The sequence below is a fragment of the Burkholderia sp. BCC1993 genome (assembly GCF_905339865.1).
Classification (GTDB): Bacteria; Pseudomonadota; Gammaproteobacteria; order Burkholderiales; family Burkholderiaceae; genus Burkholderia.
Genome location: NZ_CAJPGZ010000004.1, coordinates 385090 through 408567 on the forward strand (window position 1 = coordinate 385090; position 23478 = coordinate 408567).

19 protein-coding genes are annotated in these 23478 nt (G+C 68.2%); 7 read left to right on the forward strand and 12 right to left on the reverse strand.

Annotation, left to right across the window (positions count from 1 at the left end; genetic code table 11):
• Positions 1-85: 85 nt before the first annotated feature.
• Positions 86-3091, reverse strand: a complete 3006-nt coding sequence (ppc, locus tag U4Y91_RS08880) for a phosphoenolpyruvate carboxylase (RefSeq protein ID WP_321804755.1) — start codon at positions 3089-3091, stop codon at positions 86-88.
• Between the two features lie 217 nt (positions 3092-3308).
• Between ppc and hemC the strand changes: the two genes are divergently transcribed.
• From hemC to U4Y91_RS08895, 3 genes are read left to right on the forward strand one after another with little or no spacing between them, the layout of a single operon-like run.
• A complete protein-coding gene (gene hemC / locus U4Y91_RS08885) occupies positions 3309-4295 on the forward strand; it encodes a hydroxymethylbilane synthase (RefSeq protein WP_321804756.1) in 987 nt (328 codons plus the stop codon).
• Complete coding sequence (gene hemDX, locus U4Y91_RS08890) at positions 4295-6265, forward strand: fused uroporphyrinogen-III synthase HemD/membrane protein HemX (protein WP_321804757.1); 1971 nt, start codon at positions 4295-4297, stop codon at positions 6263-6265. Before hemC ends, hemDX begins: the two co-directional genes overlap by 1 nt.
• 2 nt (positions 6266-6267) lie before the next feature.
• A complete protein-coding gene (locus U4Y91_RS08895; protein ID WP_257772942.1) occupies positions 6268-7455 on the forward strand; it encodes a heme biosynthesis protein HemY in 1188 nt (395 codons plus the stop codon).
• Between the two features lie 162 nt (positions 7456-7617).
• Here U4Y91_RS08895 and U4Y91_RS08900 read toward each other — a convergent pair whose 3' ends face one another.
• The 3 genes from U4Y91_RS08900 to U4Y91_RS08910 form a co-directional block, all read right to left on the reverse strand.
• Positions 7618-8922, reverse strand: a complete 1305-nt coding sequence (locus tag U4Y91_RS08900; RefSeq protein ID WP_321804758.1) for an MFS transporter — start codon at positions 8920-8922, stop codon at positions 7618-7620.
• A 134-nt stretch (positions 8923-9056) separates the two neighbouring features.
• Positions 9057-9815, reverse strand: a complete 759-nt coding sequence (locus U4Y91_RS08905) for an SDR family oxidoreductase (protein ID WP_321804759.1) — start codon at positions 9813-9815, stop codon at positions 9057-9059.
• 76 nt (positions 9816-9891) lie between these two features.
• The gene (locus U4Y91_RS08910; RefSeq protein ID WP_044847737.1) at positions 9892-11331 is read right to left on the reverse strand and encodes an aldehyde dehydrogenase family protein; all 1440 of its coding nucleotides are present in this window, start codon (positions 11329-11331) and stop codon (positions 9892-9894) included.
• Positions 11332-11750: 419 nt separating this feature from the next.
• Here U4Y91_RS08910 and ppa point away from each other — a divergent pair, with 419 nt between their 5' ends.
• A complete protein-coding gene (gene ppa, locus U4Y91_RS08915) occupies positions 11751-12278 on the forward strand; it encodes an inorganic diphosphatase (RefSeq protein WP_321804760.1) in 528 nt (175 codons plus the stop codon).
• Positions 12279-12334: 56 nt separating this feature from the next.
• On the opposite strand, the gene U4Y91_RS08920 is transcribed toward ppa, so the two are convergent.
• Positions 12335-13243, reverse strand: coding sequence for a GIY-YIG nuclease family protein (locus U4Y91_RS08920; RefSeq protein ID WP_321804761.1), 909 nt, complete (start codon positions 13241-13243; stop codon positions 12335-12337).
• Between the two features lie 80 nt (positions 13244-13323).
• Positions 13324-14502 (reverse strand): GNAT family N-acetyltransferase, encoded by a 1179-nt coding sequence (locus U4Y91_RS08925; RefSeq protein ID WP_321804762.1) that lies wholly within the window; start codon positions 14500-14502, stop codon positions 13324-13326.
• A gap of 109 nt (positions 14503-14611) precedes the next feature.
• Here U4Y91_RS08925 and U4Y91_RS08930 point away from each other — a divergent pair, with 109 nt between their 5' ends.
• Positions 14612-16333 carry an NAD+ synthase gene (locus tag U4Y91_RS08930; protein WP_321804763.1) on the forward strand — a complete coding sequence of 574 codons (1722 nt, stop codon included), beginning with the start codon at positions 14612-14614 and terminating at the stop codon, positions 16331-16333.
• A gap of 103 nt (positions 16334-16436) precedes the next feature.
• Positions 16437-16775, forward strand: coding sequence for a P-II family nitrogen regulator (locus U4Y91_RS08935; RefSeq protein WP_006398637.1), 339 nt, complete (start codon positions 16437-16439; stop codon positions 16773-16775).
• A gap of 168 nt (positions 16776-16943) precedes the next feature.
• Here U4Y91_RS08935 and U4Y91_RS08940 read toward each other — a convergent pair whose 3' ends face one another.
• Positions 16944-18023 (reverse strand): porin, encoded by a 1080-nt coding sequence (locus tag U4Y91_RS08940; RefSeq protein WP_044847749.1) that lies wholly within the window; start codon positions 18021-18023, stop codon positions 16944-16946.
• A gap of 572 nt (positions 18024-18595) precedes the next feature.
• Positions 18596-19522, reverse strand: coding sequence for a LysR family transcriptional regulator (locus tag U4Y91_RS08945; protein WP_321804764.1), 927 nt, complete (start codon positions 19520-19522; stop codon positions 18596-18598).
• 139 nt (positions 19523-19661) lie between these two features.
• Here U4Y91_RS08945 and U4Y91_RS08950 point away from each other — a divergent pair, with 139 nt between their 5' ends.
• Entirely contained in the window at positions 19662-20159 is a 498-nt protein-coding gene (locus U4Y91_RS08950) for a GNAT family N-acetyltransferase (protein ID WP_044847740.1), read from the forward strand.
• Positions 20160-20217: 58 nt separating this feature from the next.
• Here U4Y91_RS08950 and U4Y91_RS08955 read toward each other — a convergent pair whose 3' ends face one another.
• The 4 genes from U4Y91_RS08955 to U4Y91_RS08970 form a co-directional block, all read right to left on the reverse strand.
• Positions 20218-20997, reverse strand: coding sequence for an ABC transporter ATP-binding protein (locus U4Y91_RS08955; protein ID WP_321804765.1), 780 nt, complete (start codon positions 20995-20997; stop codon positions 20218-20220).
• 18 nt (positions 20998-21015) lie between these two features.
• Positions 21016-21729 (reverse strand): ABC transporter permease, encoded by a 714-nt coding sequence (locus tag U4Y91_RS08960; RefSeq protein ID WP_321804766.1) that lies wholly within the window; start codon positions 21727-21729, stop codon positions 21016-21018.
• Positions 21726-22415, reverse strand: a complete 690-nt coding sequence (locus U4Y91_RS08965; protein WP_321804767.1) for an ABC transporter permease — start codon at positions 22413-22415, stop codon at positions 21726-21728. Before U4Y91_RS08965 ends, U4Y91_RS08960 begins: the two co-directional genes overlap by 4 nt.
• Before the next feature lie 229 nt (positions 22416-22644).
• Positions 22645-23421 (reverse strand): ABC transporter substrate-binding protein, encoded by a 777-nt coding sequence (locus U4Y91_RS08970; protein WP_044847744.1) that lies wholly within the window; start codon positions 23419-23421, stop codon positions 22645-22647.
• Positions 23422-23478: the final 57 nt, after the last annotated feature.

Sequence of the window (23478 nt, forward strand, 5' to 3'; positions counted from 1 at the left end):
CGTGGTCGCGTATCGCGGCTTTCGTTTTGCGGCTTTCGTTTCGCGATGACGGCGCGGCGCGGGGCAGGCCCGCACCGCGCGCGCATCAGCCCGTGTTGCGCAGGCCGGCCGCGATCCCGTTGATGGTCAGGTGAATCCCGCGGCGCAGCCGCGCGTTCGTGTCGCCCGCGCGGTGACGCTTGATCAGCTCGACCTGCAGGTGGTTCAGCGGATCGAGATACGGGAAGCGGTTCTTGATCGAGCGCGCGAGCAGCGGGTTGGTCGCGAGGCGGCCTTCGTGCCCGGTGATTTCCGCGAGCGCCTGCGCCGTGCGCTCCCATTCCGCGACGATCCGCTCGAACACGAGCTTGCGCAGCTTGCGGTCGGCAACCAGCTGCGCATAGCGCGACGCGACCGCGAGATCGGTCTTCGCGAGCACCATGTCCATGTTCGACAGCAGGTTCGCGAAGAACGGCCAGGTCTTGTTCATCTTCCTGAGCAGCGCGACGCGCTTCGTGCGCTCGGCCGCGTCCTGCGCGCCGTCGAGATACGCGCTCACCGCGCTGCCGAAGCCGTACCAGCCGGTCAGCAGCAGCCGGCACTGGCCCCACGAGAAGCCCCACGGAATCGCGCGGAGATCCTCGATCTTGCGGTGCTTCGGATCCTGCAGCTTGCGCGAGGCCGGGCGGCTGCCGATGTTCAGCTCGGCGATCTCGGTGATCGGCGTCGACGAGAAGAAGTAGTCGGTGAAGCCGGGCGTTTCATAGACGAGCGCGCGATACGACGCCATCGCGGCGTCGGACAGCGTCTGCATCGCGGCTTCGAACGCGGGCAGTTGCGCGGGCGCGTTCGATTGCGGCAACAGCGACGCCTCGAGCGTCGCGGCGACCACCGTCTCGAGGTTGCGCCGGCCGATCTCGGGGTTCGCGAACTTGCTCGCGATCACCTCGCCCTGTTCGGTCAGGCGGATCTGGCCGTTCACGGTGCCCGGCGGCTGCGACAGGATCGCCTGGTAGGTCGGGCCGCCCCCGCGGCCGACCGTGCCCCCGCGGCCGTGGAACAGCCGCAGCGTGATCTTGCGTTCGCGGAACAGGTCGACGAGCGCGAGTTCCGCGCGATACAGCTCCCAGTTCGACGTCAGGAAGCCGCCGTCCTTGTTGCTGTCCGAGTAGCCGAGCATCACTTCCTGCTCGGCACCCTGGTGCGCGATCAGCGCGTCGATGCCCGGCAGTGCGAAGTATTCGCGCATGATGCGCGCGGCGTCGCGCAGGTCGGGAATCGTCTCGAACAGCGGAATCACCATCAGGCCGTTCTTCGCATGGTGGCCGAGCGTGCCTTCGAGCAGGCCCGTTTCCTTCTGCAGCAGCAGCACCTCGACGAGGTCGCTGACGGTTTCCGTGTGCGAGATGATGTAGTTGCGCACCGCACGCGCGCCGAACTGCGCGCGTACCTCGCGGGCTTTCTCGAACACGCCGAGCTCGCTCTGCGCGAGCGCCGAGTATTCGAGGTACTGCGAGCGCAGCGGGCGCGGATCGGCAAGCGCGGCCAGCAGCACGCGCAGCTTGTCTTCCTCGGCGAGCGCCGCGTAGTCGGCTTCGACGCCGGCGCGCGCGAACAGCTCGGCGACCACGGTTTCGTGGATGTCGGAGCTCTGGCGCAGGTCGATGCTCGCGAGATGGAAGCCGAACACTTCGGCCGCGCGCACGAGCGGCGCAAGGCGCGGTGCGGCGAGCGACGAGCCGTGATGTTCGTCGAGCGAGGCGGTCAGCACCTTCAGGTCGGCGACGAAGGCTTCGGAATCGGCGTACGGCACCGCGCGCACCGGCGCCGCGCCGCGGCCGGCGCTGCGTACCGGCACCGTGCCTTCGCCGAGCCGCACGCGCGCGCTTGCGGCGAGCCGCGTGTAGATGCCGATCAGCGCACGGCGATACGGCTCGTCGACGCGATGCGGCGACTGGTCGGGCGACGCGGCCGCGAGCGCCTTCACCGCGTCGTTCGCGCCGACCAGCAGGTTCGATACCGACAGCTCGGCGCCGAGCTTGTGCACCTGTTCCAGATAGTGTTCGAGGATCACCGCGGACTGGCGGTTGATCGCTTCTTCGAGCGTCGGGGCGGTCACGTTCGGGTTGCCGTCGCGATCGCCGCCGATCCAGCTGCCCATCTGGAAGAACGCCGGCACGCGCGCGGACAGGCCGTGCTCCGCGAGCGCGGCCTCGATGTCGCCGTACAGCGCGGGCAGTTCGTCGAGGAACGTCGCGCGATAGTACGACAGCGCGTTCTCGATCTCGTCGCCGACCGTCAGGCGCGCGTCGCGCAGCATGCGGGTCTGCCACAGCGCGGTCACGCGCGCGCGCAGCATCGATTCGTTGTACTGGCGCTCGCGCGCGGTCAGCTCCTGGTCGCGCTCGGCGAGCAGGCGTGCGATGTCGTGCTGCGCGTCGAGGATGCTCTTGCGCTGCACTTCGGTCGGGTGCGCGGTCAGCACCGGCACGATCAGCGCATCGTCGAAGAAGCGCTGCAGCAGGCGCTTCGACGCGTTGCCGGTCGTCTTCAGCTGCTCGAGCGCGTACGCGACGGTGCCGGGCTGCGCCGAGGAGCCGGCCAGCGCGTGGATGCGGCGGCGGCGGTTGTGGTGGCGGTCTTCCGCGATGTTCGCGAGGTGCGAGAAATAGCTGAACGCGCGCACGACGCTCACCGTCTGCTCCGGCGTCAGCTTGCGCAGCTTCTTCTCCAGCGTTTGCGCGGCCTCGCTGTCGTCCTCGCGGCGAAACTTCACCGCCGTCTGGCGAATGGTCTCGACGACGTCGAACACGGTGTCGCCTTCCTGTTCGCGCACCACGTCGCCGAGCAGGCGGCCGAGGTAGCGGATGTCCTCGAACAGCGGACCGTCCTTGTCCTCGCGCGTGCGGGCGCCGGGCTTCGCCGCGCCGGCCTTGCGGGCAGTCGGGGCGGCGGATTTGATCGCGCGTTTTGTCTGACGTATCGGGTCTTTCGGTTTCGTTGCCGTTTTCGCACGGCCGTTCGCGGCGGTGGCGATGGTGCCCGTCGGGGCGTCGGAGGAGGGCAAGGCAGCATTGCGGCGCGCCGTACGCGCCGATCCGGAAGACTTCACGATGGGTTTCCTTGGGAAAGCTCGAGTCAAAAGGGACTGCGGGGACTGCGGAAACTACGGGCACTGCGGTCAAGCAACCAGCTACGTGCGGCACATCCGCGCATCGGTGTCGCCGCCCGCGCCGAAGCGCGGCGGGCGCAGGCTCCGGGCCCGGGCGGGCCGGGGCGTGCGTGCTACCATTGTTCGATCTTCAATCCCGTCCTTCGATGTTCCAGCAATGAATTCCGAGACTCTTGCGGCACAAGCTCCCGCGACGCTGACGATCGCTTCGCGCGAGAGCCGCCTCGCGATGTGGCAAGCCGAACATGTGCGTGATGCGCTGCGCAAATTATATCCAGCTTGTGACGTGAAAATCCTCGGGATGACGACCCGTGGCGATCAGATTCTCGATCGTACGCTGTCGAAGGTCGGCGGCAAGGGCCTGTTCGTGAAGGAGCTGGAGAATGCGCTCGCCGACGGCCGTGCCGACCTGGCCGTGCATTCGCTGAAAGACGTGCCGATGGCGCTGCCCGACGGTTTCGCGCTGACCGCGATCATGGAGCGCGAGGATCCGCGCGACGCGTTCGTGTCGAACGACTACGCGTCGCTCGACGCGCTGCCGGCCGGCGCCGTCGTCGGCACGTCGAGCCTGCGCCGCGAGGCGATGCTGCGCGCGCGCTATCCGCACCTCGACGTGCTGCCGCTGCGCGGCAACCTCGACACGCGCCTGTCGAAGCTCGATCGCGGCGACTACGCGGCGATCATCCTCGCGGCCGCGGGCCTGAAGCGTCTCGGCCTCGACGCGCGGATCCGCGCGCTGATCGACGTCGAGGACAGCCCGCCGGCCGCCGGCCAGGGCGCGCTCGGCATCGAAATCGCCGCGCACCGCACGGACGTCGCCGGTTGGCTCGCGCCGCTGCACGACCCGCAGACCGCGCTCGCGGTCGAGGCCGAACGGATGGTGTCGCGCGCGCTCGGCGGCAGCTGCGAGGTGCCGCTTGCCGCGCACGCGGTGTGGCGCGCGGGCGAGCTGTACCTGACGGGCCGCGTGTCGACGACCGACGGCCGGCGCGTGCTGACCGCCGAGGAGTGCGGCGCCGTCATGACCGTCGCCGATGCGCTCGCGCTCGGCCGCGCGGTGTCCGACGAGCTCGAGGCGCAGGGCGCGCTCGACATCGTCAACGCACTGCTCGCCGGCTCGCAGGCCGGCAAGGGCGACGCCTGATGGCGGGCGGCGCGCGCGCGTTCACCGCCGTCCTGACGCGCCCCGACGGCCAGTCGGCCGCGCTGGCGGCCCAACTGGCCGAGGCCGGCTGCGACGTGCTCGAATTCCCGCTGATCGACATCGCGCCGGTCGACGATCCGGCGCCGCTCGACGCCGCGTTCGCGGCGCTCGCGGACTACGCGCTCGTGATCTTCGTGTCGCCGAACGCGATCGACCGCGCACTCGCGCAGTACGGCGCGATCTGGCCGAATGCGCTGCCGGTCGGCGTCGTCGGGCCCGGCAGCGTCGCGGCGCTCGAGCGCCACGGCATCGCGGCGCCCGCGCATCGCGTGATCGCGCCGCAGGCGCCCGCCGACGGCGGCGTCCCGCATTACGATTCGGAAAGCCTGTTCGCGAGCATCGAGGCCGCGTTCGGCGGTGCGCAGGCGCTGGCGGGCAAGCGCGTGCTGATCGTGCGCGGCGACGGCGGGCGCGAATGGCTCGCCGAGCGGCTGCGCGAAGCCGGCGCGGACGTCACGCTGGTGGCCGCGTACCGGCGCGTCGTGCCCGAGCCGCGCGTCGGCGCGTGGGAGCGCGTGCATGCGCTGCTCGCCGGCGTGCCGCACGCGTGGCTCGTCACGAGCTCGGAGGGCGTGCGCAACCTGCACGAACTCGCGCGCACGCACTTGAACGACGCCGAGATCGAGGCGCTGAAGCATGCGCCGCTCGTGACGCCGCACCCGCGCATCGAGCAGACCGCGCGCGCACTGGGTTTTGATAGGATTACGCTGACCGGCGCGGGCGATGAGCGCATCGTCCGCGCGTTTCGAACGATGGCCGACGAGGCCGTCCAACCGGCGACAGCCGCACCGGTGACTAAACGCATGACAGATACCAACGATTCCAAAAGCGTCGCTTCCCAGCCGGCCGCTGCTTCCGCACCGCCGTCCCGTCCTGCCTATATGGCGTCCGAACCGCCTGCGCGCCGCGGCGGCAGCGCGGCACTGTGGTTCGTCGTCGTCGTGCTCGGCTGCGCGGCGGGCGCCGGCGGCTATGCGCTGAACCGCAAGGTCGACCGGCTCGACGATTCGTTCGTCGCACGCCAGAAGGCGCTCGATGCGCAGACGGCCGAGACCCGCATGAAGACCGAGCAGGCGCTCGCGGGCACGCACCAGGTCGACACGCAGCTCGCGCAGCTCGACGGCAAGCTCGCCGACGCGCAGAGCGCGCAGCAGGCGCTGCAGCAGCAATACCAGGACCTGTCGCGCAACCGCGACGCGTGGATGCTCGAGGAAGTCGACCAGATGCTGTCGAGCGCGAGCCAGCAACTGCAGCTCACCGGCAACACGCAGCTCGCGCTGATCGCGCTGCAGAATGCCGACGCGCGCCTCGCGACGTCGCAGAGCGCGCAGGCCGTGACGGTGCGCAAGGCGCTCGCGCAGGACATCGAGAAGCTGAAGGCCGCGCCGTCGGCCGACCTCACGGGCCTCGCGATCAAGCTCGACGACGCGATCGCGAAGATCGACGCGCTGCCGCTGTCGGGCGAGGCGATCGTCCCGCACGCGTCGCCGAAGGCCGCGCCGGCCGAGGCCGCATCGCCGGTGGCAGCCGACACGCCGCGCTGGAAGGTGTGGTGGCATGACTTCTCGGCCGGGCTCGGCGAGCAGCTGAAGGGCCTCGTGCAGGTGCGCCGGATCGACAATGCCGACGCGATGCTCGCGTCGCCCGACCAGGGCTACTTCGTGCGCGAGAACGTGAAGCTGCGCCTGCTCACCGCGCGGCTGTCGCTGCTCGCGCGCAACGACGGCGCGATGAAGGCCGACCTGCACGCCGCGCAGGCGTCGCTCGGGAAGTATTTCGACCAGGCATCGAAGGACACGCAGACCGTCGAGGATCTGCTCAAGCAGGTTGACGGTGCATCGCTGACGGTTGCGGTGCCGAACCTGAACACGAGCCTGAACGCCGTTCAGCAGTTCAAGAGCCGGGGGTAACGATGACGCTTCGAGGAATCGTCTGGCTCGCGATCCTGTTCGCGATCGCCGCGGCACTCGCCACCGTCGGCCATTTCGACGCGGGGCAGGTGCTGCTCGTCTATCCGCCGTACCGGGTCGACGTGTCGCTGAACCTGTTCGTGATCTCCATCGTCGTGCTGTTCATCGTCGTGTACGCGCTGCTGCGCATCGTGCGCAACATCTGGCGCATGCCGCAGCGGGTCGCCGCGTATCGTGCGCGTTCGCGCAACGAGAAGGCACAGGCGTCGCTGCGCGACGCGATCGCGAACCTGTACGCAGGCCGCTTCTCGCGCGCCGAAAAGGCCGCACGCGACGCGCTCGCGGTCGATGCGAACCAGGGCGCCGCGAGTCTCGTCGGGGCCACCGCCGCGCACCGGATGCACGAGTACACGCGCCGCGACGACTGGCTGTCGAAGGTCGACGCGCCGGAATGGCAGGACGCACGGCTGCTCGCCGCGGCCGACATGCGCGCGGATGCGCGCGATGCCGACGGCGCGCTCGCCGCGCTGGCCGACCTGCAGGCGGGCGGCAAGCGCATCCATGCGCAGCAGGTCGCGCTGCGCGCACAGCAGCAGTTGAAGAACTGGGCCGAGGTGCTGAAGCTCGCAAAGGCGCTCGAGAAGCGCGAGGCGCTGCATCCGGCCGCGGCCGTGCGGCTGCGCCAGCAGGCGGCGGAGAACCTGCTGCGCGAACGCCGGCACGACCCGGACGCGCTGCTCGAGGTGTGGCAGTCGCTGTCGCCGCTCGAGCGCCAGTCGCCGCGCCTGGCCGATCTCGCGGCCGATCTGCTGGTGACGCTCGAGCGCCGCACCGAAGCGCGCCGCATCGTCGAGGACGCGCTCGCGCACAACTGGGATGCGCGCCTGCTGCGCCGCTATCCGGACACGGCCGGCGGCGATGCGCTGCCGCTGATCCAGAAGGCCGAAGGGTGGAAGAAGGATCACCCGGACGATGCCGACCTGCTGTTCGCGCTCGGCCGTCTCTGCCAGCAGCAGCAGCTGTGGGGCAAGGCGCAGTCGTTCCTCGAAGCCGCGCTGAAGCAGGCCGACAACGAGGCGCTGAAGGTGCGTGCGCACCGTGCGCTCGCACGCCTGTTCGAGCATCTCGGCGAAACCGACAAGGCGGCGAAGCACTACCGCGAAAGCGCGCTCGCGATCACCGTGGTCTGACGCGGCGGCGCTCGCCCGCCGCGCGCAAAAAAGCCCCGAACGCCGGATGGCCTTCGGGGCTTTTCTTATGCGCTCCCGGCTCGCCGGACCGGACGCGCTACGCGCGGAGCCGGCGCGGCAAGTCGTCCTCGCTCGCGACGAACCGCATCGCGGCGCGCCGCGTCACCTGTCGACGAGCCGCTTCGGCACCGACAGTGCGAGCAGCCCGCCGAGCACGAGGAACCCGGCGAGCATGTACATGCCCGCGTCGTTGGCGCCCGTCGCCTGCTTGAGCCAGCCCATCATGTACGGGCTCAGGAAGCCCGCGAGGTTGCCGATCGAGTTGATCATCGCGATGCCGGCCGCGGCCGCCGTGCCGCCGAGGAACGCAGTCGGCAGGCTCCAGAACAGCGGCAGTGTCGTCAGGATGCCCATCGTCGCGAGCGTGAGGCCGAGCATCGCGAGCGCCGTCTCGTGCGCCCAGATCACCGACAGCACGAGCCCCAGCGCGCCGAACGCGGCCGGAATCGCCAGGTGCCAGCGTCGTTCGCGGCGCTTGTCCGCGCTGCGCGCGATCAGGATCATCGCGACCACCGCCGCCGCATACGGAACCGCCGACAGCAGGCCGATCATGAACGTGTCGGTCACGCCGGTCGCCTTGATGATCGTCGGCAGCCAGAAGCCGACGCCGTACAGCCCCATCACGAACGAGAAGTAGATGAGCGCCATCAGCCACACGCGCGGGCTCGCCATCACCGCGCCGAGCGGTAGGTCTTCCTTGGTCGCTTCCTCCGCGTCGACGTTGCGCGTGAGCAGCGCCTTTTCGTCGTCGGTGAGCCATTTGGCCTTCGCGATCCGGTCGTCGAGCGCGAAGAATACCAGCACGCCGGCCAGCACCGACGGGATCCCTTCGAGCAGGAACAGCCATTGCCAGCCGTGCCAGCCGCTCACGCCGTTGAACGCTTTCAGGATGAAGCCGGAGATCGGCCCGCCGATCACCCCGGACAAGGCGACTGCCGTCATGAAGAACGTCGTCATCCGGCCGCGCCGATGCGCGGGATACCAGTAGGTGAGGTACAGGATCACGCCGGGGAAGAAGCCGGCCTCGGCAACGCCGAGCAGGAAGCGCATCACGTAGAACATCGCGGGCGTCGTGACGAACATCGTCAGGATCGAGATCACGCCCCACGTCGCCATGATGCGCGCGATCCAGACGCGCGCGCCGACCTTGTGCAGGATGATGTTGCTCGGCACTTCGAACAGAAAATAGCCGAAGAAGAAGATCCCGGCGCCGAGCCCGTAGACCGTGTCGCTGAGATTCAGGTCGCTCGCCATCTGCAGCTTCGCGAAGCCGACGTTCACGCGGTCGAGATACGCGACCACGTAGCACAGCAGCAGGAGCGGCGTGAGCCGCCAGGACACCTTGCGGTAGGTTGCTTCCTCGAATGCGCCGGACGAGCCCGGCAGCGAGTGCGTCGATGTTGCCATGTTGTCTCCTGTCCTTTCTTGTGGTGGCCGGAGCCGGCGCGGCGGCGCCCGATCCGGTGTCGTGCGAAGCAATGACGATGCGTGGATGCGGCGCCGGCCGGCGCTGCCGGCGCGGCGCCATCACGGCCGTGCGGCTAGATGCAGCGCCCGCCGTCGACTTCGAGGCAGACGCCGGTGATGAACTCGGCTTCGTCGGATGCGAGGTACAGGGCCGCGTTCGCGATGTCCTGCGGCGTCGAGAAGCGGCCGAGCGGAATCGTTGCGAGGAACCGGCGGCGATTCTCCGGCGTGTCCTCGCAGCCCATGAACTCGGTCATCAGGCCCGTCTCGCCGAGCACCGGGTTGATGCAGTTCACGCGGATCCGGTCGGTGCCGAGCTCGGCCGCGAGCGACTTGCTCGCGGTGATCATCGCGCCCTTCGTGCTGTTGTACCAGACGAGGCCCGGGCGCGGCCGCACGCCGGCCGTCGACGCGACGTTCACGAACACGCCGCCGCCCTGCGTGCGGAAATACGGAACGAAGGTCTGCACGCTCCAGAACAGGCTCTTCATGTTGACGGCGTACACGCGGTCGAACTCGGCTTCCGTCACGTCGAGCACCGGCTTGTTGCGATGCGTGGTGCCGGCGTTGTTCACGACGATCTGCACCGCATGGAAATCGTCGAGCGCGGCCTGCAGCAGCGCGCGCCAGTCGGCGTCCTGCGACACGTCGCCCGCGACCGCGATCGCCTTGCCGCCCGCCAGCGCGATCTCGCTCGCGACGCGCTCGGCCGCCGCACCGTTCAGGTCGTTGACGACGACGTTCGCGCCTTCGCGCGCATAGGTCTTCGCGATGCCTTCGCCGAAGCCCGAACCGCCGCCCGTGACGAGGGCCGTCTTGCCGCTCAAACGCATGGTGTGTCTCCTGTGCTGGATGCGTGCAGGGTGCCGCGGGACACGGCCGGTCCGTTGCCGGCCGCGTTCGTCTGGTTCAGCCGTGCCGGATCGCGATCGTCTTCAGCGTCGTGAAACCGTACAGCGCCTCGAAGCCTTTCTCGCGGCCATGGCCCGAGTGGCCGACGCCGCCGAACGGCAACTCGACGCCGCCGCCCGCGCCGTAGTTGTTGATGAACACCTGGCCGGCACGCAGGCGGCGCGCGAGACGCAACTGGCGTGCACCGTCGCGGGTCCAGATGCCGGCGACGAGGCCGTACGGCGTGCCGTTCGCGAGTGCGACCGCTTCGTCTTCGTCGACGAACCGCATCGCGGCGAGCACCGGGCCGAATACTTCCTCCTGCGCGAGCCGGTGCGACGCCGGCACGTCGCGCAGCAGCGCGGGGGCCTGGTAGAAGCCGCTTTCGGGCGCATCGGCGACGACCTGGCCGTGCCCGGCCATCGGAATGCCGTCGTGCTGCGCGTCGGACAGGAAATCCCACACGCGCTGCTGCTGCTTCGCGTTGATCAGCGGGCCGCAGTCGAGATCGGCGCGGCTCGGGCCGACCCGCAGCCCGTTGAACGCGGTGGCGAGCCGTTCGACGAGCGGCTCGTAGACCGCGCGCTCGATCAGCACGCGGCTGCCGGCCGAGCAGGTCTGTCCGCCGTTCTGCACGATCGCCGACACGAGCACGGGCAGCGCCGCTTCGAGATCGGCGTCGGCGAACACGATCTGCGGCGACTTGCCGCCGAGTTCGAGCGTGACGGGCACGTGGTTCTCGGCGGCCATCTGCGTGACCAGCTTGCCGGTCGCGGGCGAGCCGGTGAACGAGATGTGATCGATGCCGGGGTGGCGCGCGAGTGCCGCGCCCGCTTCATGGCCGTAGCCGGTGACGACGTTCAGCGCACCGGCCGGCAGCCCGGCTTCGGCGGCGAGCTCGGCCACGCGCAGCACCGACAGGCACGCATCCTCGGCCGGTTTCACGACGCATGCGTTGCCGGCCGCGAGCGCCGCGCCGACGCTGCGCCCGAAGATCTGCATCGGGTAGTTCCACGGCACGATGTGGCCGGTGACGCCGTGCGGCTCGCGCACCGTCAGTACCGTGTAGCCGGCCTGATAGGGGAGGGTTTCGCCGTGCAGCTTGTCGGCGGCGCCCGCGTAGAACTCGAAGTAGCGGGCGAGCGCGGCGGCGTCGGCACGCGCCTGTTTCAGCGGCTTGCCGGTGTCGCGTGCCTCGATCGCGGCCAGTTCCTCGAGATGGTCGGCGACGCGCGCGGACAGCCGCATCAGCACGCGGCCGCGCTCGGCGGCGCTCGCCGCGCCCCACGGGCCCGCGAATGCGTCGCGGGCGGCGGCGACCGCGCGTTCGATGTCGGGCGCCGTGCCGCGCGCGATCGTCGCGAACGGCTGGCCGTCGGACGGGTCGACGACCGGAATCGTCTCCAGTTGCGCGGGCAACGTCCATTCGCCTGCGATGAAGTGCTTCGCTTCTTCCATGCGTGCTCCTGTCGACCCGAGTTGGCGCTTCAGCGCCTACTCGGGTCCCATGCTTCGCGGTCGACCCGAGTTGGTGCTTCAGCGCCTACTCGAGTCCCATGCTTCGCGGTCGACCCGGGTTGGTGCTTCAGCGCCTACTCGAGTCCCATGCTTCGCGGTCGATCCGGGTTGGTGCTTCAGCGCCTACTCGGGTCCCATGCTTCGCGGTCGACCCGGCTTGGCGTTACAGCCCGTGCTCGGGTTCCATGCAACATCACCCGGGGTTCGGTGGCCGGACATCCGGAACGATTATCGCGCCGATCGTCATCCGGACGCCACCGATCGATTGGCTATAATGGCGCATTCCCTGCGGGGACGCCCGCGGCGGTGCAACGGCCGCGGCGCCCTGTCCCGAATTCCATCGACCAACAGAGAGCGCTATGAGCTTCAATCATGTTCCGGCCGGCAAGGACCTGCCGCACGATTTCAACGTGATCATCGAGATCCCCGCGCAAAGCGATCCGGTGAAGTACGAGGCGGACAAGGAGCTGGGTCTCCTCGTCGTCGACCGCTTCATCGGTACCGGCATGCGCTATCCGGTGAACTACGGCTACATCCCGCAGACGCTGTCGGGCGACGGCGATCCGGTCGACGTGCTGGTGATCACGCCGTTCCCGCTGCTGGCCGGCTCGATCGTGCGTTCGCGCGTGCTCGGCATGCTGCAGATGACCGACGAGTCGGGTGTCGACGCGAAGCTCGTCGCCGTGCCGCACGACAAGGTCTGCCCGATGACGGCGAACCTGAAGTCGATCGACGACGTGCCCGAGTACCTGAAGGACCAGATCAAGCACTTCTTCGAGCAATACAAGGCGCTCGAGAAGGGCAAGTGGGTGAAGGTCGAGGGCTGGGCCGGCATCGACGCCGCGCACAAGGAAATCGCCGACGGCGCCGCGAACTACACGAAGTAAGCCGGCTGGCCGGCCTTGCGGCCGGCTCGTTCGGAACGCAAACCGCGCGTGTCTCCTCAGGAGGCCGCGCGGTTTTGTTTTGTGCGCGGTTTGGCGCCGTTGGTGGTGTTCTTTCGTGTGCGGGCGGGCGCGGGCAGGGCGGCGGCGTTCGGCGTGGTTTTCGTACGCTTCGCTCGCGTTGAGCCGGTTGATCGAGTTGCGCCCGTTGCGCCGCGCTTGGTGGTGGCCGGAGCAGCGGCTTCGACGGCTTCGGTTCTGGCTTTTCCGGCCGACGCACCGCGGCGCGCCGGCGATGTCGAAGCGCTGCCGGCGCGTGCCTTCGCGACGGACTTGCCGCCGGCCGCCGGCGCTTTCCGTTTCGGCGTCGAGTTGACGGCAGGCTTGTCCTGCTTTGCCGCCGTGCTGCGCGACGCGGCCTTTCTTGCTTCGGCAGCGTCGCCGTTCGTCGCACGCTTGCTGGCTGGAACTGCCTTCGTCTTCGCACGAGCCTGCGCGCTTTGCACGGACTTCAAGGTCTTGCCGGACCGGGTTGCTTTCCCGTCACTACCGGCCTTCGCGGCTTTCTTGACGGGTTGTTCCGTTTCGGCCGCCTGCATCGCGATTTCGGCGGGCTGCGGCGCCTTCTTCACTTTCTTCCGCCGCCGCGTGCCGGCCTTCGAACCGTCCGCATCGACTTCCCCGTCGACCGTCACCACAGCCGGCAGCACCGATTCCAGCGTCCGCAATCCTGCCGCCAGCTCGCGTTTCTGCGCGGCCGTGAGCCGCTTCACCCAGTACTCGGCGCGCGACGCGATCGACCGGTCGGGCAGCGGGAACGACGCGAGCACCGCGCGCGGCTTGCGCGAGCGCGTATAGCGCGCGCCCTTGCCGGATGCGTGCTCGTCGAAGCGCGCGGCGACGTCGGTCGTGATGCCGGTGTAGACGCTGTCGTCGGCACACTCGATCAGATACAGAAACCAGGACATGGGGAGGCGGCGGGATGCGAAGCCGTCAGTGTCTCAGAATTGGCGCGCGCCGCCGCAAGCGACATGATTCGCGCCCGCCGTCACGGCCCCCGCCGGAACGGATCGTGCTCGCGCAGCTCGTCGACGTACGCGTGGATATGCTCGGTCTCGCGTTCGAGAAAGCGCGCGACCGCATCGGAGAACGCCGGGTGCGCGAGCCAGTGAGCCGAATGCGTGACGGTCGGCAGGAAGCCGCGCGCGAGCTTGTGCTCGCCTTGCGCACCGCCCTCGAACGTGTCGAGCCCGGCCTCGATGCAGAATTCGAGCAACTGGTAGTAGGCCGTTTCGAAATGCAGGCAGGGCACGTGCTCGAGCGCGCCCCAGTAGCGGCCGTACAGCGTGCCGCCGCTGCCGTTCGCGCCGCGCCGGTAGACGGCGAGCGAACTTGCGATCGGCTTGCCGTCGGCTTCGGCGATCACGAGCAGCAGGTTCTCCGGCATCGTCGCGCCGATCGCGCGGAAGAAGTCGAGATTCAGGTACGGGCTCGAATAGTGCTCGCGGTAGGTCTGCCGGTAGCAGCGCGAGAAGAAGCGCCAGTCGGCGTCGGTGATCTGCTCGCCGGCGAGCCGCCGGAACGTGACGCCGGCATCGCGCACCTTGCGCCGTTCCGCGCGGATGTTCTTGCGCTTCTTCTGCTCGAGCGTGCCGAGGAACTCGTCGAAGTCGCGGTAGCCGTCGTTGAGCCAGTGGAACTGCACGCCTTCGCGCAGCATCATCCCCATCGACTCGAGCAGCCGCGCCTCGTCGCCGGTCGGGAACAGCACGTGCAGCGACGACACGTCGCTTTGCTCGGCGAACGCGAGCAGCGTGGCCGCGAGCTGGCGGCGCGCATCGTCGTCGGCCGCGAGCAGACGCGTGCCCTGCACGGGCGTGAACGGCACCGCGCACAGCAGTTTCGGGTAGTAGGGCAGGTCGTTGCGCTGGTATGCGTCGGCCCACGCCCAGTCGAACACGTATTCGCCGTACGAATGCTGTTTCGCGTAGACGGGCGCGGCCGCCGCGAGCCGGCCCGTGCGCGCGTCGGTCAGCGTGACGAAGTGCGGCGACCAGCCGGTGTCGTCGACCGCGCAGCGCGCGACGTGCAGCGCGTCGAGGAATTCGTGGCGCAGGAACGGCGTCGGCTGCGCGTCGCGCTCGAGCAGCGCGTTCCATTCGTCGGCCGGCACCTCCGCGGGGGACGACAGGATGCCCGTGCGATAATCGATGCGTTCGTGTTTCAAGCGTGAATCCGTACTGTTGGATGCCGCCGGATGCGTGCCGCCGTGGCCCGCTTCCGAGGCGTTTTCGTCAGCCGTTCAGGGCGCGCCGCCGGGCTGCGCCGATCCCGTCATGAAGACCCGACTCGCTCTCGCCCAGATCAACGTCACCGTCGGCGATTTCGCCGGCAACGTCGCGCGGATCGTCGCCGCCGCCTGCGCCGCGCACAACGATGGTGCGCGCCTGATGATCGCGCCCGAACTCGCGCTGTCCGGCTATCCGCCGGAAGACCTGCTGCTGCGGCCCGCGTTCTACACGGCGGCCGCCGCCGCGCTCGACGCGCTCGCCGATGCGCTGCGTGCGTTCGACGGGCTCGCGGTGCTGGTCGGCCATCCGTTGCGGAGCGCGGGCGGCGATCCGTCGGGCGGCGCTCCGCACGCGCCAGCCGTCGATGGTAATGCAAACCGCCCGATCGAGCGCGGCGTGCCGCCGGCCGACACCTACAACGCGGTGTCGCTGATCGTCGGCGGCGAGATCGTCGGCACCTACCGCAAGCAGGATCTGCCGAACGCCGACGTGTTCGACGAGAAGCGCTACTTCGCGACGGACACCGAGCCGCTCGTGTTCGAGCTCGACGGCGTCAGATACGGCGTGATCATCTGCGAGGACGCATGGCATGCGTCGGCCGCGCAGATCGCCAAGACCGCCGGCGCGCAGGTGCTGCTGATCCCGAACGGTTCGCCGTACCACATGAACAAGGAAGCGCTGCGCATCGACATCCTGCGCGCGCGGATCCGCGAAACCGGGCTGCCGATGGTGTACGTGAACCTCGTCGGCGGCCAGGACGAGCTCGTGTTCGACGGCGGCTCGTTCGTGCTCGACGGTGAGGGCGCGCTCGTCGCGAAGATGCCGCAGTTCGACGAAGGGCACGCGATCGTCGAATTCGACGGCGCGCGCCCGCTGCCCGGCACGATCGCGCCCGAGCTGCCGGTCGACGCGCAGGTCTATCGCGCGCTCGTGACCGGCGTGCGCGACTACATCGGCAAGAACGGTTTCCCCGGCGTGCTGATCGGGCTGTCGGGCGGCGTCGATTCGGCGCTGGTGCTCGCGGTTGCCTGCGACGCGCTCGGGCCCGAGCGCGTGCGCGCGGTGATGATGCCGTCGCGCTACACGGCCGACATCTCGACCACCGACGCGGCGGAGATGGCGCGGCGCGTCGGCGTGCGCTACGACGAGATCGCGATCGCGCCGATGTTCGACGCGTTCCGCACGGCGCTCGCGGGCGAGTTCGCGGGCCGCGCGGAGGACGCGACGGAAGAGAACATCCAGGCGCGCATCCGCGGCACGCTGCTGATGGCGTTGTCGAACAAGTTCGGCTCGATCGTGCTGACGACCGGCAACAAGAGCGAGATGGCGGTCGGCTACTGCACGCTGTACGGCGACATGGCCGGCGGCTTCGCGGTGATCAAGGACATCGCGAAGACGCTGGTCTACCGGCTGTGCCGCTATCGCAACGCCACTGCAGACTACGGGCTGCGCGACGTGATCCCCGAGCGGATCCTGACGCGCGCGCCGTCGGCCGAACTGCGCGAGAACCAGACGGACCAGGACAGCCTGCCGCCGTACGACGTGCTCGACGCGATCATGCGGATGTACATGGAGGAGGACCGGCCGCTCGCGGAGATCGTCGCGGCCGGCTATGCGGAGGCCGACGTCGCGCGCGTGACGCGGCTCATCAAGATCAACGAATACAAGCGCCGCCAGGCGCCGATCGGCATTCGCGTCACGCATCGCGCGTTCGGGCGCGACTGGCGCTATCCGATCACGTCACGCTTTACCGAACGTCTCGACTGAGCCGTGCCGCGCCGTGCGCGGCTGGCCGGCTTACGGCTTACACTTACGGCTTAAAATCGGGATCGCGATTTTTCATCCAAACGAGCATTGAGGGACAACCATCATGAAACGCATCACCGCCATCATCAAGCCGTTCAAGCTGGACGAAGTCCGCGAAGCGCTCGCCGAAGTGGGCCTCACCGGCCTGACCGTGACGGAAGTGAAGGGCTTCGGCCGCCAGAAGGGGCACACCGAGCTGTATCGCGGCGCCGAATACGTGGTCGACTTCCTGCCGAAGATGAAGATCGAGGTGGTCGTCGCGGAAGCGCAGGTCGACCAGGTGATCGACGCGGTGATCGGCGCGGCGCGCACGGGCAAGATCGGCGACGGCAAGATCTTCGTGTCGGACGTCGAGCGCGTGATCCGCATCCGCACCGGCGAAGAGAACGAAGCGGCGGTCTGAGCGCCGCATCGGGCCCGTTCGGCAGAGCGGGCAGATCGGGCCGCGGATCGCACGATTCCGGGCCGCCAATAAAAAACGGTGCGGATACCCGGGTGGGTACCGCACCGATACGCGCCTCTCGCAGCAGCGTGGAAAGTGTTGTCGAATCGTTCTCTGGACGGCGCCTGATCAGAACAGGTGCTGGATGCCGGCGTAGACGCCGGTCTGGCTGCCGCCCGGATGCGGGTTGCCCGTCGACACGGCGGTGCCTGCACCGTTCGCGTTCAGGCCGAAGTTGGCCGTCGAGCTGTTGCGCACCGTCGCGACCTGCACGTCGAACAGCGTGCGCTTCGAGATGTTGTACGAACCGCCGACCGTGTAGATGTTCGCGTTGCCGCCGCCGTGGTTGGCGTTCACGTGGTACACGGCCGCGATCAGCGCTGCCGCCGGCGTGGCCTGCCACGTCACGCCGCCCCAGACCTGCTGGGTGCCGGTGATGCCGTTGTTGACGGCCGGGCCGCCGCTGCCGTCCGCGTGCGACGACTGGTAAGCCGCCTGCAGCTTGAACTGGCCGAGGAACACGTTCAGGCCCGCGAAGTATTCACGCGAGTAGTTGAACACGTCCGAGAAGCGGCCGTTGCTGTCGCGCGTTTCGTCGTAGATGCCGCGCAACTGGAACAGCGAGTTCGTGTACGTGACCTGTGCGCCGGCTGCACGGCCCGGCTGGCCAGCCGTCGTGTTGCCGTTGAAGCTGGTCGAGTTCGAGAACGCGAACTGGCCGTAGAAGTCGAGGCCGTAGAACTGCGGCGACTGGTACGACACGTTGTTGCTGGTCTTGTTCCAGTTGCGGCCGCGCACGAGCGATGCCGACGACCAGCTCGACTGGCCCAGCGGATCGAAGTCCCACACGCCGTTCGCGATCGCGAGTTCGCGACCCAGCAGCAGCGTACCGTAGCGGTCGTTGGAGATGCCGACGGTCGCGAAACGATCCCAGATCGAGCCGCTGAAGCCGCCCGTCATCGTGTTGAACGCGCCTTCGAGGTGGAACAGGACCTTGTTGCCGCCGCCGATGTCCTCGCTGCCCTTCAAGCCCCACAGGCTCGTGCCCCAGTCGCCGCTTTCCGCGCGCACTTGGTGGCCGTTCTGCAGGCCGTTCAGGTACTCAAGGCCGGCATCCAGGCGACCATACAGCGTGACGCTGCTCTGCGCGTGCGCCGTAACCACCCCAGCAGCCATCAGCGCGGCCGCGACCAAAGCTTTCTTCATCATCTCCTCCATACCCTGTCAAAAAGTCAACCCAGACTGCACGAGATGCCCGGAGCAGCGAGCGCCGGGCAAAAGCGAAAAGCGGGATAACCAGGGAGACCTCGTGCAGAGCCGGTAAGCGCGGCACGCGGGCAAGCGGACGGAAAACCGTTGAGCGGTCCCGCGCGGCCGGGTCGGCTTGCGGGGTCTCCTTGTTGTGTCGTGAAGCTAAACTACATTTCACGAACTTCGTTTTGCTACTTTGGTTACTAATTTAGCAAAAATACAATTTTGTGGCGATGGAAATCGTTGTTTGACTAACACGTGTCGCCAATTTGCCATGCAACAGAGTGCGCAGCGGGAGCCCAAGGGGCCGTCGATTCCCGGAAAACCCTTGTGAGACAAGGGAGACACGGATTCGGCGCCGGTGGGTCAAGGATTGCCACTATTGACGTTGCCGGAGCGCGAGCGTAGGCGCCGGAGACGCGAAATTGGTAAGTATTTCGTAATGAATTGGCGGCGGTCCGCCGCTGCCCGGGCGTGCCGGAAACGCTGGTGCGGCGGGGCGTCCCGCGCGCCGCACCGGAGCGTCGAACTCAACCGCCCGCCGGCCGGACGTCGAGCAGTTGCGCGCGCAGCCATCGGTGCGCATCGGTGCGCGCATGCTTCGCGTGCGAGTAGACCTTCACCGTGTAGCGCGGGATCTCGAACGGCGCGGGGAAGATGCGGATCGGCGCCGCGTGGCGCAGCGCCTGCGCGGCACGGTTCGGCACCGTCATCAGGAGTGCCGATTCCGCGATCACGAACGGTGCGGCCAGCACGCTCGGCAACTGCATGGCGACCTGCCGCGCGAGGCCGAGCCGGTCGAGCACGTAGTCGACGACGCCGCGCGACTCGTTCCACGGCGTGACGACCACGTGGCGTGCCGCGAGGTACTGGTCGAGCGTCAGCCGGCGGCGGATGTCCGGATGCGTGGCGCTCGCGATCACCACGTAGTCGTCCGAGAACCAGTCGAAATCCTCGATGCCCGGCGCGTCGGCGGCCGACTCCTCGTGATAGCCGAGCGCGAAGTCGATGCGGCCGGCCGCGAGTTCGTCGATCGAAATCTTCCGGTCGGAGTGGACGACGCGGATCCGCAGCCGCGGCGCGACCTGCTCGATACGCGCGAGCAACGCCGGCAGCACCGCGAACGCCGTGTAGTCGCTCGCGGCGAACACGAACGTGCGGTCGCTTTGCGCGGGATCGAAGCGGCGTGCGCGGGCGAGCCCCTTCGACATCGTGTCGAGCGCGTCGCCGGCCCAGGTGGCGATGTCGTCGGCGCGCACGGTCGGCTGCATCTCGTTGCCAAGGCGCACGAACAACGCATCGCCGATCGCTTCGCGCAGCCGGGCGAGCGCGTGGCTGAGCGCGGACGGGCTCATCGCCAGCTCGTGCGCGGCTGCGGCGACCGAGCGGTGGCGGTACAGCGCGTCGAACGCGAGCAGCAGGTTCAGGTCGAGACGGCGCAGATCGGGATGCATCATGTTCATGTCAGAATGAAGAAACTGCACTTCCTGCAGTTGTGCCGTGAACGTAGCATGTCGATCCGGGCGGCGTCACGCGCGATTGCGCGAGCGCCGCCGCATCCCGTTTTCAGTCCGGGCCGAAGGAGGGCTCCCCACCGTGCAAATCGACATCCGTTCGGCCACCGTCGCCGACGTGCCGCAGATCCTGCGTTTCATCACCGAGCTGGCCATCTACGAGAAGGCGGAGCATGAAGTGGTCGCGACGCCTGCATCGCTCGAGCGCAGCCTGTTCGGCGAAGGTTCGCCCGCGCGTGCGCTGATCTGCGAGGTCGACGGCGAGCCGGCCGGCTTCGCCGTGTATTTCTTCTCGTATTCGACGTGGCTCGGCCGCCAGGGCCTGTATCTCGAGGATCTGTACGTGTCGCCGCGCTTTCGCGGCGCGGGCGCCGGGCTGCGGCTGCTGAAGGCGCTCGCGCGCGTCGCGGTGGATACCGGCTGCGGGCGTTTCGAATGGAGCGTGCTCGACTGGAACGAGCCGGCGATCCGCTTCTACGAAAGCGTCGGCGCCGCGCCGCAGAGCGAATGGGTGCGCTACCGGCTCGCGGGCGACGCGTTGCGCGCGTTCGCCGACGGCGCGCCGGTGGACGCCGCATAAACGCAAAACGGGCGCCGCATGGCGCCCGTTCGTGCATCGCGAAGCGGGGAAGCGCCCGTTACTTGAGGCTGCCCGACAGGAACCCGCGCAGGCGTTCACTCTTCGGATTGGCGAACACTTCCGACGGCACGCCTTCTTCCTCGACGCGCCCCTGGTGCAGGAACATCACATGATTCGACACGTTGCGCGCGAAGCCCATCTCGTGCGTGACGACGATCATCGTGCGGCCTTCCTCGGCGAGCTTCTGCATCACCTTCAGCACTTCGCCGACCAGTTCCGGGTCGAGCGCCGACGTCGGCTCGTCGAACAGCATCACGTCCGGATGCATCGCCAGCGCCCGCGCGATCGCGACACGTTGCTGCTGGCCGCCCGACAGGTGCGACGGATACTGCTTCTCGACGCGCGGCGCGAGACCGACCTTCTCGAGGTACTCGCGCGCGCGGTCTTCAGCTTCCTTCTTCGGGATGCCGAGCACGTTGACGGGCGCTTCCATCACGTTCTCGAGCACGTTCATGTGCGACCAGAGATTGAAGTGCTGGAACACCATCGACAGCTTGGTGCGCACGCGCTGCAGCTGCTTCGAATCCGCGGCGCGCAGCGCGCCCGTCTTGTCGAGCGCGGTGCGCACTTCCTCGCCGTCGACGAAGATGCGGCCGGAGTTGGGCTGTTCGAGGAAGTTGATGCAGCGGAGCATCGTGCTCTTGCCGGAACCGGACGAGCCGATCACGCTGATCACGTCGCCCGAGTTCGCCTTCAGCGATACGCCCTTGAGCACCTCGTTGTCGCCGTACCGCTTGTGCAGATCGTCGACGAAAAGCTTCTGAGTCTGGGAATTCATGAATAGTCCTGCGGAAACTTACTTGCCTTGCGGGCGCAGATACGCGAGCCAGCGACGCTCGGCCTGGCGGAACAGCCACACGAGCGCGAACGAGATCACGAGATAGAGCAGGGCGGCAATGCCGAACGCGTGGAACGACATGTAGGTCGCCGAGTTCACGTCGCGCGCGATCTTCAGGATGTCCGGCACGGTCGCGGTGAACGCGACGGTGGTCGCGTGCAGCATCAGGATCACTTCGTTGCTGTAGAGCGGCAGCGCGCGGCGCAGCGCGGACGGCAGGATCACGCGGCGATACATCGTGAAGGTGGACATCCCGTACGCGCGCGCGGCTTCGATCTCGCCGTACGACGTCGCCTTGATCGCGCCCGCGAAGATCTCGGTGGTGTACGCGCAGGTGTTCAGCGTGAACGCGAGCAGCGTGCAGTGCATCCCGTCGCGGAAGAACGCGTCGAGCAGCGGCGTGCCGCGTACGGCCTGCAGGCTGTAGAGGCCGGTGTAGCAGAGCAGCAGCTGCACGTAGAGCGGCGTGCCGCGGAACACGTACGTATAGAGCCACACGGCGCTCGACAGCCACTTCTTCTTCGACACGCGGGCCACCGCGAGCGGCACCGACAGGCAGAAGCCGAGGCCGATCGACACGACCAGCAGCCACAGCGTGATCGCGACGCCGGTGATCCGGAAGCCGTCGGTGTAGAGGTAGTTGCGCCAGTATTCTTGGATGAGTTCGATCATAGGTCAGCCTTGCGGACACCGGTCGAGTAGCGCTTTTCGAGCCACATCAGCACGAAGTTCGAGATCGTCGTGATGGCGAGGTAGACCGCACCGGCGATCAGCGTGAAGAAGAAGAACCGCAGCGTGCCCTTGCCGGCGTCCTGCGACGCCTTCACGACGTCCGCGAGGCCGATGATCGACACCAGCGCGGTCGATTTCACGAGCACCTGCCAGTTGTTGCCGATGCCGGGCAGCGCGAAGCGCATCATCTGCGGGAACATGATCCGCGTGAACACCTGCCAGTTGCTCATCCCGTACGCGCTGCCGGCCTCGAGCTGGCCGCGCGGCACCGACAGGAAGGCGCCGCGGAAGGTCTCGGTGAAGTACGCGCCGTAGATGAAGCCGAGCACGAGCACGCCGGCGAGGAACGGGTCGATGTCGATCTGGTCCCAGCCGAGCGCGTCGGTCGCCATGTTCAGCCAGATCTGCAGGCTGTAGAACAGCAGCAGCATCAGCACGAGGTCGGGCACGCCGCGGATCAGCGTCGTGTAGACGGTGCCGGCGCCGTTCGTGAAGCGGTTGCGCGACAGCTTCGCGCCCGCGCCGAGCAGGCCCAGCAGGAACGACAGCGCGAGCGAAAGCACCGCCAGCTTGACGGTTTGCCAGGTGCCGGCGAGGATCAGCGGGCCGTAGCCTTGTAGAAACATATGTGGTCCCTGGTGTGGTCCCGGACGGCGCACGCGGTGCGCCGCGAAAGACGCGCCCGCCAAGCTGCGCGGAACGCCCCGTACGTATCATGACCGTCCGCCCCGGCAACGGTGCCGGGCCAGCCCGTCGCGCGAGCGGCGGGCGAGCGGGGCGGGCGGCGCGTGGTTGACTGCCTGTCGTGCCGGACGCGGGGCCGCCCCCGCATCCGCTTCCCGCCATTGTCGGCGCTCAGCGCGCCGAGTAGACGCTGAACGAGAAATACTTGTGCGACAGCCGGTCGTACGTGCCGTCCTTGTGCATATCGGCCAGCGCCTTGTTGATCTTGAGCTTCAGGTCCGTGTCGTCCTTGCGCAGGCCGATCGCGGTGCCGTCGCCGATCGTCTTCGGATCCTTCACCTCCGGGCCGGCGAACGCGAAGCCCTTGCCGCGCGGCGTGCGCAGGAAGCCGTAGTCGGCCTGCAGTTCATCCTGCAGCGTCGCGTCGAGGCGGCCCGAGCCGAGATCGGCATAGACCTGGTCCTGGTTCTGGTAAGGAACGATCGTCACGCCCTGCGGTTCCCAGTACGCCTTCGCGTAGGATTCCTGCGTCGAGCCCTGTTCGACGCCGACGTGCTTGCCCTTGAGCGACGCGACTGTCGGCAGCAGCGGCGAGCCGGCCTTCGCGATCATCCGCGCGGGCGCGTCGTACACCTTGTCGGAGAAGTCGATCTGCTCGCGACGCTTGTCCGTGACGGTCAGCGACGACACGATGACGTCGTACTTCTTCGCCTTCAGTGCGGGGATGATCCCGTCGAGATCCTGCGCGACCCACACGCACTTCACGTTGATCCGCTTGCAGATTTCCTTGGTGAGATCGACGTCGAAACCGACGATCTCGCCGCTCGGCGCGGTCGACTCGAACGGCGGGTAGCTGGCATCGACACCGATCCGCACGGTCTTCCACTCTTTCGCGAAGGCGCTGCCCGCCACGAGGGCGAGGGCGGCGCACAGGGCGGCCTTCTTCATTTCCATCCTTTTGTCGCTCACTTCCGGGGAGGCGCTCGCGGCCGGTCGGGCCGGGCG